Below are 11,197 nucleotides of genomic sequence, written 5' to 3'. Positions count from 1 at the left end.
ATAAATATACTGATTATCAGCTTATTAATCTAATTTTTAAACAGATATTTCTTTCTTTTTTAACCCTTGATTCGCATTGATAATTAACTCCTATCGATTAAACCAAAGCAATCCTAATGAGTTAGATTTAATTTCTATATTTATTATAGGAATAATTACATTTGTTTTTATAGCTATTGTATTCGCATTAAATAATATAGAATTCAAACGGAAATACAGCCCAACCATAAAAAACTGGATTTTCATAGCAATTCCTATTGTTGTACTGACAGCTTTAAAATTTTTATAAGCTTAAACGAGAGTGTGACGAACTGAGGAGACTTTGTACGCGGAATGTATTGATGAGATTGCTTCGTTCCTCGCAATGACTGAACGCAACTAAATTATGTTGAATTATCTAATCTCTAATTAATCCTCAACTCCTCTAACCCCGATTGCAATGAAAAGCTTTTTGTGAAAGCCGTTTTGATTTTTCTTGTTTATAAAAAGCGACTCCTCTCCCCAACCCTCTCCAAAGGAAAGGGAGAAAAGAGGAATACCCCTTTTTATTTCTCCTGATGGAACATTAGAAAAACAAACGGGTTTGCAAAAACTTGCAATGAAAAGCGGGAAATCGCTCCTGAAATTCGTACTTTTGCAGTAGAACTACAACGTTTTCGATATGAACTCAACTATAGAAAGCAATCCGTTATTAGACCGATTGCCAAAGCACTTAAAACAATTCATTAAGCCTCAGGATTATAGCGATTATACGCCCATAAATCAAGCGGTTTGGCGTTATGTGATGCGCAAAAATGTAGCTTATTTATCGAAAGTGGCGCATAGTTCCTACCTGGAAGGATTAAAAAAAACAGGAATTGAGATTAATAATATTCCGAGTATGTACGGTATGAACCGCATTCTGACTGAAATAGGCTGGGCGGCGGTTGCGGTAGATGGATTTATTCCGCCCAATGCTTTCATGGAATTTCAGGCCTATAATGTGCTTGTAATTGCTTCTGACATTCGCCAACTTGAACATATAGAATACACGCCCGCACCAGATATTATTCACGAAGGTGCAGGTCATGCTCCCATAATTGCTAATCCGGAATATGCGGAATATTTACGCCGTTTTGGCGAAATAGGCTGTAAAGCGCTCTCTTCACATAAGGATTATGAAATGTATGAAGCCATCCGACTGCTTTCCATCGTAAAAGAAGCTGAGGGAACTCCCCAAGCTGTTATTGATGCTGCCGAAAAAGCGGTAGAAGATTTGCAAAACAATATGGGTGAATTATCAGAAATGGCGCAAATTAGAAACCTGCATTGGTGGACTGTCGAATACGGACTCATTGGAACCGTAGAAAATCCTAAAATTTATGGTGCCGGTTTGTTATCTTCAATAGGCGAAAGTGCGCACTGCATGACAAACGAGGTCAAGAAAATTCCGTACGACCTATCAGCAGCAAACCAGAGTTTTGACATCACAAAATTGCAACCGCAACTTTATGTCACACCAACATTTGCTTATTTAAACCTAGTTTTAGAGGAATTTGCCAATAAAATGGCACTTAGAACAGGCGGTTTATCCGGAATAGAAAAACTGATAGACTCAAATGCTCTGGGAACAATTGAATTGAGTACAGGCTTGCAAATTTCGGGCGTTTTTAGTACCGTAATTGCACACGAAGGCAAGCCTATTTATATACAAACCACCGGAAAAACGGCTTTAGCTTCTCGCCAAAAAGAACTGGTTGGTCATGGAACTTTGACACATCCTGAGGGTTTTGGGAGTCCTATTGGGAAGCTGGAAGGAATCAATCTGGCAATTGAAGACATGAGTCCAAAAGATTTGAATGCCTACGATATACTGGAATCTAAAACGGTCAAACTGGAGTTTGAAGGTGGCATCACTGTTGAAGGTGAAATCATAACCGGCTCCAGAAACTTACAAGGCGAAATTATTTTGATTCGCTTTAAAAACTGTACTGTGTCACACGGAGAAACGATTTTGTTTCAACCAGAATGGGGAATTTATGATATGGCTGTGGGCAAAAAAGTGATTTCGGCTTTTTCAGGCCCTGCAGATGTGAATAGTTTTGATTTGATTTCGCACCTTCCCTCGAGCAAAACCATCAAAGTGACGCATACTGCAGAACGGGATGATTTAGAGGTTTTGTACCAAACTGTTAGAAATAGCAGAGAAACCAAGGAGACAGAAACACCCTTGAAGCCTATATTCGAAAATTTACAAACCAATCACCCAAAGGATTGGTTATTAGCTGTTGAAATCACCGAGCTGCTAAAAGAAAGAAATGAAATGAAATTATTACAGGAAATATTGGTTTATCTCGATCAATTAAAACAAAAAAGACCTGAAGTAGCGCATTTGATTACTGGTGGTTTGGATTTGATTTTTGATAAAGAGAAAGCTTAGTTTTCCAATTTAGGTTTATCAAATCGAGCGCAGTCGAGATTTTTCAATAGGCTTAAACAGCTATAAAAATGGTTTCGACTGCGCTCAACCTGACAAAAAAACTATTATAATTTTATTTTTTGTCCAAAATCTTTTTCGCTTTCGATTACTTTTCCTTCGTATTGTAATTTCCAGCCCATTGAATTACTCAAAATTAATATTTTGGACAATTCGCTGATTAATCGGTTTTGAGCATTGGTTTTCAGTGAAGATTTTTCTATTTTCTTGGCGAGATTTGCTTTGACCGATTTATTGATCTTATTATAATCATCTCCCGTAAACGGATTCAGCTTGCTTTGTTCTACGTTATAAAACTCAATATCCGGACTTATTTTTATTTCTTCTTTTGGAATACTAACAATAGTGATGGTTTTATTTTTTTCATCTATTTCATATTTCATTTGGCGCAAATCATAAGCAACTGTTACATCAGCATTGACTATTACCAATGCTTTTTTCTCAAAAGAAAGCATATCCAACAAATATTTTTGTTGATTTTTATAGGTAATCACTTCGGAGAAATGGCCTTCAGTAACTACTAATTTTCCAACATTTAGAATTTGTTGCTGAATGAGATTTGTGTTGTACTGGATATCTTCATCGTCGTTTTTCTTAAAATCGCAGTATTTGAATAATAAAAATATTCCCCCGATAACTACTATTGTAATACCTATTCTTCTTAACATAATTAAAATTTCATAAATGAATATTCTGATTCCAATTTAGTGATTTTTTCTCTGACTTTAGACTCAAATTTTAAATGACTTTCAGATTTCGGATTAAAAGGCTTGTGCGAAAGACTTTTTTGAATAGTTGAAACTTCATCCATTGTAGCAAAAGCAGTTTCAGAAATTATAGTTTCCTTGAAACGTTTCCAAATATAATCGATTGCCACTGGATTGGGATGCAACATATCTTCAGTATAAAAACGGTAATCTCGAAGTTCATCCATCATGATTTCGTAGCTGGGAAAGTAATTTATAGTCGAAAGTCGAAAGTCAAAAGTCCCATGAAGCGCACTAATTATATTGGCTTTGCTCCATTGATTTTCGACAAAACCATCTTTGATGTGACGCACTGGAGAAACGGTAAAAATAATGGTGCAACTAGGATTTACAACATGAATTAATTTCAGTGTCTTTACTATACTTTCTTCTATTTCTTCAACAGAAAGTAATTCTTTCTGAAACAGCTTTTGCGGTACTTTATGACAATTAGCCACAACACAATTGCTTTCTATATTTCGATATACCCACGAAGTTCCGTAAGTAATAATAATATGGGAAACATGCTGCAATTGCAGTTTTGTAGCTATCAGTATTGCATTTAAAGAAGCTAACAATTCCTCTTTACTAGAACTGCTCAAATCCGAATGCACATCAAAACAATGCCAGCGTTCGTTGTAAAAAAAAATGTCGCTTTCTGTAAGTTGCTTTCCAGAAACAGCAAAATCAACTAGTTTTTCAATCGCTATAGGATGAAACAAAATGCTAAATGGATTACAACTATTTTGAAATTTAAAATAGTCCAGTTTCTGCGCCATATTTACCGCAAAACAAGAACCCAAAGACATGATTTTAGAAGTATAATCAATAGGAAACTTACTTTTAGGAATGGGAACTTGGGTTCTGAAATTCATATCTATTTCTCGCAAAGCCGCATAGGTTAAAGGTTATTTACAATTCTTGTAATTCCTGTTTTAATTAGTGGTTCGTTGAAATTAATTAACAAGCCAAATTTCATTCCTGTAATTTTCAGATACGTTTAAAGTTGTATTGGATGAACATTAGCAATTTGTTCAACTGATTTTATTTCTAAAATAACTTTATTTTCTATGATTAAGTCAGTTCTGAATCCAATATCTAATTTTACTTAATCCAGACAACGGGAAGTGGTTTTTGACTTTCAACTAGTAGTCCTCTTTTCGTTAACTCATAAAACAAAACAACTTCATAAACTGATTTTAATAACCCTGGACCAAACTTAGTGTGCATCTTTTAACAAACATCAACAACAATTTTTGAAATCTCGTTTTCAGTCATTTTTTTATTTCTCGCTAATATATTAAAAAAATTACGATATAATTACTTTACAAACTCAATTGCTTTTTCTAAAGCTTGCTGAATTCCTGCGACATTCTTCCCTCCTGCTGTTGCAAAAAATGGTTGTCCTCCGCCTCCACCTTGGATAAATTTACCCAATTCACGAACCACTTGTCCTGCATTTAGGTTTTTCTCCGCAACTAATTCTTTAGAAATATAACAGGTCAACATTGGTTTTTCTCCCGAAGCTTCGGGATTCACTGTAGCCAAAACTAGAAATAAGTTATTTCCTAAATTTCCTAATTCATACGCCAAATCTTTTGCTCCCTCCGGATTCAAATCGACTTGTTTTGCCAAGAATTGAACGCCATTAATTTCCTGTATCTCAGCGATTAAACTCGCTTTAAGATTTTTGACTTTATCTTTTACCAAAAACTCAATTTGCTTAGTCAATTTGACATTTTCTTCTTGCATAGAATGAACGGCTTTCAGAATATCCTGAGGATTTTTTAAGGCTATTTTTACTTCATTCAATGTGCTTTCATGCGAAGCAAAATGTGCTTTTACCGCATCACTTGTAATCGCTTCTACACGACGAATTCCTGCAGCAACCGCTCCTTCTGAAACGATTTTGAAATGCCAGATTTCAGCTGTATTTTTCACGTGGATTCCACCGCATAATTCCATGCTTTCGCCAAATTTAATCGCACGAACCTCATCTCCATATTTCTCTCCAAAAAGTGCCATCGCTCCTTCTTGAACTGCTTGCGCGAAAGGAATATTTCTTTTTTCAATTAGTGGTAATTGCTCTTGAATTCTTGCATTTACAAAATCTTCCACTTGCTGCAATTCGGTTTCCGTCATTTTAGCAAAATGAGAAAAGTCAAAACGCAAGTAGTTTGGATTTACTAGCGAACCTTTTTGTTCTACGTGTGTTCCAAGAATACTTCTCAAGGCTTGGTGCATTAGGTGTGTCGCCGAGTGATTTCTGGAAGACAAACTTCTCAAATCTTGATTTACTTTGGCTACAAAACCAGCATTTATATTTTCCGGTAATTTTTTTGCAAGATGTAAAATCAGGTTGTTTTCTTTTTTCGTATCGATGATTTCGATAGTTTCATTTGCAGACCCGAGCGTTAGCGAACTGGCGGAGCAAACTAACGTTCCTTTATCACCCACCTGTCCTCCACCCTCTGGATAGAAAGGGGTCTTATCTAAAACGATTTGGTATAAAACACCATCTTTTTTACTGTCTACTTTACGAATGCGAGTGATTTTCACGTCACTTTCTGATTGGTCGTAGCCTACGAATGTTTCTACATTTCCTGGAACTAATAGCAACCAGTCTTCGGTAGAAACTTCTGATGCGGCACGGGAACGTTTTTTTTGTTCTTGCATGGCGGCGTTAAAACCAGCTTCGTCCAGTTCGAATCCTTTTTCTCTAAGAATTAATGCGGTCAAGTCAATTGGAAATCCAAACGTATCATACAATTCAAACGCTTTTGTTCCAGAAACTGTTGAACCTTTAGTTTCGGCAACCACATTTTCTAATAATTGCAATCCTTGGTCTAATGTTCTCAAGAAAGAAGATTCTTCTTCACGAATTACATTCGTAACCAATTGTTGTTGCGATTTGATTTCCGGAAAAAACTCTCCCATTTGATTCGCTAAAACAGTAACTAATTGATTGATGAACGGTTCTTTTATATTAAGAAACGTAAATCCGTACCGAATGGCACGACGCAAAATTCTACGAATTACGTAACCAGCACCTGTGTTTGATGGCAATTGTCCATCGGCAATAGCAAAAGCAACCGCACGAACGTGATCGACTACTACCCGAATAGCGATATTTATTTTTTCCTCATCTGCATTCGGTACGGACAAGTCTCGACTTGTACCTACGGAATTTGATGTGTATTTTAATCCTGTAATTTGCTCTACTTTTTCGATAAGTGGCATAAACACATCCGTATCATAATTGGATGTTTTTCCTTGTAATGCCATACACAAACGCTCAAATCCCATTCCGGTATCAACGTGTTTTGCTGGCAATTTTTCCAGAGAACCATCGGCTTTACGGTTGAACTCCATGAATACATTGTTCCAGATTTCCACTACTTGGGGATGATCATTGTTAACCAAACTTTTTCCTGAAACTAAGGCTTTTTCTGCTGCAGAACGAATGTCAACGTGAATTTCTGAACACGGCCCGCAAGGTCCTTGGTCTCCCATTTCCCAGAAATTGTCTTTCTTGTTTCCAAGAATGATACGGTCTTCGTCAATTAATGCCGCCCAAATATCCCAAGCTTCCTGATCGAATGGTACGTTTTCACTTGGATTACCTTCAAAAACGGATACGTATAAGTTTTCTTTTGGAATTTTATAGACTTCTGTCAAAAGTTCCCATGCCCAGTTGATAGCTTCTTTCTTGAAATAATCTCCAAAAGACCAGTTTCCCAGCATTTCAAACATGGTGTGATGGTAGGTGTCAAAACCTACATCTTCCAGATCATTATGTTTTCCTGAAACACGAAGGCATTTTTGCGTATCAGCAATTCTGTTGCTTTTTGGAGTTCCGTTACCTAGAAAATATTCTTTGAACTGGGCCATCCCTGAATTGTTGAACATTAGTGTTGGATCATCCTTGAGAACTATGGGTGCCGATGGAACGATTAAGTGTCCCTTTGATGCGAAAAAATCTAGAAATTGTTTGCGTACGTCTTGTGATTTCATTTTTTTATTTAAATATTTAAAGATTCAAAAATTTAAAGATTAGTTAGAATTGAATTTTTCAATCTTTTAATCATTAAATCTTTTAATTTCTTTTGCCCCAGATAGTAGTGAAAAGCTTCGAGATTTATACATTTATTTTTTCTTGAGGTGGCAGAGCGACCGAAGGAAGCTCCTGCTAGCTCATTAGAAAAAAAATGTATAAACGAGAACTTGCAACAAATAGCTGGAATAGGCACATTATTTTATTTATTATTGAAAAAAGGGTGTAACAAATGAAACATTTCTTAAATTTGTTCGTCTAACCTTTTACAGTTTGCAAAAATAGGGTATTTTAAAATATGTCGAAAGTAAAATATTATTACGATTCTGAAAATTTAGCGTATAGGAAAATAAAAACTCGAAAAAGAAGAAAATTTGGTGTTATCATTCTGTTTTTGCTGGCCTCGATATTATTTGGTTTTTTGAGTTTTATTGTATTATTGAACACCCCTTATTTTGAAACGCCTAAAGATCGGTTGCAGGCTCGTGAAATTGAAAATTTAAGATTGAATTATGCGATTTTAAATAAAAAAATGGATCAGGTAAATAGCGTAGTTGAGGCTCTTGAAGACAGAGATAATAATTTGTATCGGGTATATTTCAATAAAACAGCAATTCCTGACTCTGTCCGGAAAGCGGGATTACCGGGAATAAACAGGTATAAAGTACTAGAGGGATATGACAATTCCCAGTTGGTACTGAATACCACCAAAAGAATTGATGTATTAAGTAAGGAACTCGCCATTCAATCCAAATCACTGGATGTCATTTTGAAAATGGCAGATGCTAAAAGTGATTTTTTGTCTGCCATTCCTGCCATTCAGCCAGTGCGAAATGAAAATTTAAAACGACTGGCATCTGGTTTTGGTTATCGAACAGATCCGTTTACAAAAGTAAGAAAAATGCATGAGGGAATGGACTTTACCGCCAAAACAGGAACTCCAATTTATGCCACTGGAGACGGAATTGTAATAACCGCCGACAATAGGGCCTCTGGATATGGAAATCATATTGTAATTCGGCATGGATTTGGATACGTAACATTATACGCGCATTTGAGTAAATATAAAATACGAGCTGGACAGCGTGTAAAACGCGGAGATGTCATAGGATATGTGGGAAGTACCGGAAGATCTGAAGCACCGCACTTGCATTATGAAGTTCATAAAGACAACAAAGTGGTAAATCCGCTTAATTTTTATTATGGAAACATTTCGGCAGTAGAGTATGTTGCTATAGCACAATTAGCGAATCAAGAGAATCAATCGTTAGATTAATGCTTTAACAAAGTGTTCAGTATTCAGTCGTAACAGTTTATAAAAGAAGTGTTCAGAAAAGATTAAAATAAAAAATATGCACATTGAACTTTCTAAAGATAAAAGATATTACAGCATTGGCGAAGTAGCCAAAGCATTTGACGTGAACGCCTCGCTGATACGTTTTTGGGACAATGAATTTGATATTTTGAAACCAAAAAAAAATGCCAAGGGCAATCGCATGTTTACACCCGAGGATATCACTAATTTGCAATTGATCTATCATTTAGTCAAGGAAAGAGGTTTTACGCTGGAAGGGGCTAAAACCCATTTGAAGGAAGGACAAAAGAAGGCTTTGGACAAGTTTGAAATAATCAGGAAATTAGAAACGATACGCACACAATTAACAAATATTAAAAACGAATTGTAATCCCAAAACAAAACAGGGATCCTACTATTTACAATTAAAATTAAACAACAAACATTAAATTAAACAAAGATGAAAAGATTTTTGCCTTGGATTATCGTAGGAGTTATTATTATTGGTATGTACAGCTGGATCAAAGGGATTAATAATACTGCGGTAACAATGAACCAAACAGTAGAACAATCGTGGGGAGATGTACAAACGGCGTACCAAAGAAGAAATGACCTGATTGGAAATCTAGTAAATACTGTAAAAGGTGCTGCTGATTTTGAAAGAAGTACCTTGACTGCTGTTATTGAGGCACGTGCCAAAGCTACCTCAACTACTATTGACCCAACGAACATCACACCGGAAAAATTAGCTGAATTCAACAAAGCACAAAGTGGTGTAAGTAGTTCTTTGTCTCGATTGTTAGTATCAGTAGAGCGCTATCCTGAGCTGAAAGCCAACCAGAATTTCTTGAAATTACAAGATGAATTAGCTAGCACAGAAAATCAAATTTTAACGTCAAGAACGCGTTTTAACGAAGCAGTTAAACCTTATAATTCACACATTAAAACGTTTCCAAACAGCTTATTTGCAGGAATGTTTGGATTCAAAGACAAAGCATATTTTACTGCTGTTGAGGGAGCGGATGCACCTGTTGAAGTAAAATTCTAAAGTTAGATTATTAGACTTTTTATCTTTTTAGAAGTCAAAATAAAATAAATTTAAATTAAAGAAAAAACCTTTAAAAATTAACAATTTTTGATTTCAGGTTCAACAATTCTGAAATCAAAAATCGTTAATCTTAACTCAAAAATATTTCAATGTCAAAAGTAGCAGAATTATTAACCCCGGAAAACGAACAGGAGATTGTTGAAGCTATTCGCATGGCTGAAAAAAACACTTCTGGTGAGATTAGAGTTCACATAGAAAAAACAACTTCCATGGATGCGTATGAACGAGCCAGAGACGTTTTTCATGAACTTAAAATGGATGAAACCGAACTTAAAAATGGTGTTTTAATATATTTAGCTGTTGATGATCACCAATTTGTAATTTGTGGAGACCAAGGCATCAATGATGTTGTTCAAGATGACTTTTGGAATTGTACACGGGATCTAATGGTCGTTCAGTTTAAAACCGGGAATTTCAAGCAAGGACTTATTGACGGAATCACCAGAGCCGGTGAACAATTACAAAGTTATTTTCCTTGGCAAGAGGGAGACACGAATGAATTATCAAACGAAATATCTAAAGGATAATGCTATTACAAAAAAAGAATACCCTAATTTGCCTAAAGTTGTTTGTTTATCTGTTATTTACACAAGTTAGTTTTGCGCAATTTACCATACCTGAAAAACCAACGTTACAAACCTCTGTTTACGATTATGCCAAGGTTTTAAGTGCCACAGAAAAAGCACAATTAGAAGAAAAACTGATTAAATACTCTGATTCTACCACAACTCAAATTGTAGTGATCACTATAGAAAGCCTAAAAGGGGAAGATGTAAGTCAATTAGCTACCCGGTGGGCACAAACTTGGGGAATTGGAGGAACTGCAAAAGAAGACAATGGTGTCATTATTTTACTCTCTAAAACCGAAAGAAAAATTGCAATAAACCCTGGTTATGGTCTAGAAGACAGGCTTACCGCAGGAACTGGTGGAGAAATAATCCGGAATATAATCATTCCAGAATTTAAAAAAGGAACCTATTACAGTGGATTAGACAAAGGAACAGATGCCTTAATTGATATTTTTAAAGGCAAATACAAAGGTGTTCGCAAACAAACACCAAAAGAAAAAGAATTCCCGATCCTTCCTATTATAGTTATTGTGATCGTGATACTGGTATTAATATCCCGAAATAAAGGGGGTGGAAATTCAGGAAATTCCGGTGGCGGAGGTCCAAGTCTACTCGATGTCATTATTTTAAGCAGTCTTGCCGGTGGCAGAGGTGGCGGCGGTTTTGGCGGCGGAGGCTCTTCTGGAGGTGGTTTTGGTGGCGGTTTTGGCGGCGGTTTTGGTGGCGGGGGATTCTCTGGTGGCGGATCAAGTGGTAGTTGGTAGCAATACCGCTTACAGGGATGCGTTTCCAAATTAAGACCTTGCTAACTAAACAATAAGACAGTGATTGATAATCAACTTATAAAAGTAGATTTCTTTTTAAATACCAATAATTTAGCTCATTTTTTTAAAATCTATTTACAGAATAGCAATAATCCAAATTAGTAGCCAAATTAATCAATCAATGAT

10 protein-coding genes and 1 pseudogene are annotated in these 11,197 nt (G+C 35.9%); 6 read left to right on the top strand and 5 right to left on the bottom strand.

What is annotated here, in order from left to right; genetic code table 11:
• Window positions 1-661 precede the first annotated feature (661 nt).
• Window positions 662-2,419, top strand: a complete 1,758-nt coding sequence (locus EKL98_RS12550; protein ID WP_126562725.1) for an aromatic amino acid hydroxylase — start codon at window positions 662-664, stop codon at window positions 2,417-2,419.
• 104 nt (window positions 2,420-2,523) lie between these two features.
• Here EKL98_RS12550 and EKL98_RS12545 read toward each other — a convergent pair whose 3' ends face one another.
• The 5 genes and pseudogenes from EKL98_RS12545 to alaS all read right to left on the bottom strand — a co-directional run bounded on the left by EKL98_RS12545 (window position 2,524) and on the right by alaS (window position 7,236).
• Window positions 2,524-3,144, bottom strand: a complete 621-nt coding sequence (locus EKL98_RS12545) for a DUF4230 domain-containing protein (RefSeq protein WP_126562723.1) — start codon at window positions 3,142-3,144, stop codon at window positions 2,524-2,526.
• Window positions 3,145-3,146: 2 nt separating this feature from the next.
• Window positions 3,147-4,097 (bottom strand): GSCFA domain-containing protein, encoded by a 951-nt coding sequence (locus tag EKL98_RS12540; protein ID WP_126562721.1) that lies wholly within the window; start codon window positions 4,095-4,097, stop codon window positions 3,147-3,149.
• A 26-nt stretch (window positions 4,098-4,123) separates the two neighbouring features.
• A pseudogene (locus EKL98_RS18520) lies at window positions 4,124-4,270 on the bottom strand (GxxExxY protein).
• Between the two features lie 56 nt (window positions 4,271-4,326).
• Window positions 4,327-4,452, bottom strand: a complete 126-nt coding sequence (locus tag EKL98_RS18515; RefSeq protein WP_317125143.1) for a GxxExxY protein — start codon at window positions 4,450-4,452, stop codon at window positions 4,327-4,329.
• Window positions 4,453-4,542: 90 nt separating this feature from the next.
• On the bottom strand, window positions 4,543-7,236 hold the full coding sequence (alaS, locus tag EKL98_RS12530) for an alanine--tRNA ligase (RefSeq protein ID WP_126562718.1): 2,694 nt from the start codon (window positions 7,234-7,236) through the stop codon (window positions 4,543-4,545).
• A 338-nt stretch (window positions 7,237-7,574) separates the two neighbouring features.
• Between alaS and EKL98_RS12525 the strand changes: the two genes are divergently transcribed.
• The 5 genes from EKL98_RS12525 to EKL98_RS12505 all read left to right on the top strand — a co-directional run bounded on the left by EKL98_RS12525 (window position 7,575) and on the right by EKL98_RS12505 (window position 11,011).
• Complete coding sequence (locus tag EKL98_RS12525) at window positions 7,575-8,552, top strand: M23 family metallopeptidase (protein WP_126461980.1); 978 nt, start codon at window positions 7,575-7,577, stop codon at window positions 8,550-8,552.
• 76 nt (window positions 8,553-8,628) lie between these two features.
• Entirely contained in the window at window positions 8,629-8,961 is a 333-nt protein-coding gene (locus tag EKL98_RS12520; protein ID WP_126461977.1) for a MerR family transcriptional regulator, read from the top strand.
• A gap of 69 nt (window positions 8,962-9,030) precedes the next feature.
• Window positions 9,031-9,618 carry a LemA family protein gene (locus EKL98_RS12515; protein WP_126562716.1) on the top strand — a complete coding sequence of 196 codons (588 nt, stop codon included), beginning with the start codon at window positions 9,031-9,033 and terminating at the stop codon, window positions 9,616-9,618.
• 149 nt (window positions 9,619-9,767) lie between these two features.
• Window positions 9,768-10,205: a TPM domain-containing protein gene (locus EKL98_RS12510; RefSeq protein WP_126455359.1), complete on the top strand. Its 438-nt coding sequence runs from the start codon at window positions 9,768-9,770 to the stop codon at window positions 10,203-10,205.
• Window positions 10,205-11,011, top strand: coding sequence for a TPM domain-containing protein (locus EKL98_RS12505; RefSeq protein ID WP_126562713.1), 807 nt, complete (start codon window positions 10,205-10,207; stop codon window positions 11,009-11,011). The genes EKL98_RS12510 and EKL98_RS12505 overlap by 1 nt, the downstream gene beginning before the upstream one ends.
• Window positions 11,012-11,197 lie beyond the last annotated feature (186 nt).

Source organism: Flavobacterium bomense, from assembly GCF_003970355.1.
Note: the sequence above shows the minus strand (reverse complement) of the source record. Positions and strands in the feature narration are given on the sequence as shown.

Excerpts from the sequence above, each read along its gene's own strand:
- EKL98_RS12550 (WP_126562725.1), top strand. The coding sequence starts at position 662 with ATGAACTCAACTATAGAAAGCAATCCGTTATTAGACCGATTGCCAAAG.
- EKL98_RS12545 (WP_126562723.1), bottom strand. The coding sequence starts at position 3,144 with ATGTTAAGAAGAATAGGTATTACAATAGTAGTTATCGGGGGAATATTT.
- EKL98_RS12540 (WP_126562721.1), bottom strand. The coding sequence starts at position 4,097 with ATGAATTTCAGAACCCAAGTTCCCATTCCTAAAAGTAAGTTTCCTATT.
- EKL98_RS18515 (WP_317125143.1), bottom strand. The coding sequence starts at position 4,452 with ATGCACACTAAGTTTGGTCCAGGGTTATTAAAATCAGTTTATGAAGTT.
- alaS (WP_126562718.1), bottom strand. The coding sequence starts at position 7,236 with ATGAAATCACAAGACGTACGCAAACAATTTCTAGATTTTTTCGCATCA.
- EKL98_RS12525 (WP_126461980.1), top strand. The coding sequence starts at position 7,575 with ATGTCGAAAGTAAAATATTATTACGATTCTGAAAATTTAGCGTATAGG.
- EKL98_RS12520 (WP_126461977.1), top strand. The coding sequence starts at position 8,629 with ATGCACATTGAACTTTCTAAAGATAAAAGATATTACAGCATTGGCGAA.
- EKL98_RS12515 (WP_126562716.1), top strand. The coding sequence starts at position 9,031 with ATGAAAAGATTTTTGCCTTGGATTATCGTAGGAGTTATTATTATTGGT.
- EKL98_RS12510 (WP_126455359.1), top strand. The coding sequence starts at position 9,768 with ATGTCAAAAGTAGCAGAATTATTAACCCCGGAAAACGAACAGGAGATT.
- EKL98_RS12505 (WP_126562713.1), top strand. The coding sequence starts at position 10,205 with ATGCTATTACAAAAAAAGAATACCCTAATTTGCCTAAAGTTGTTTGTT.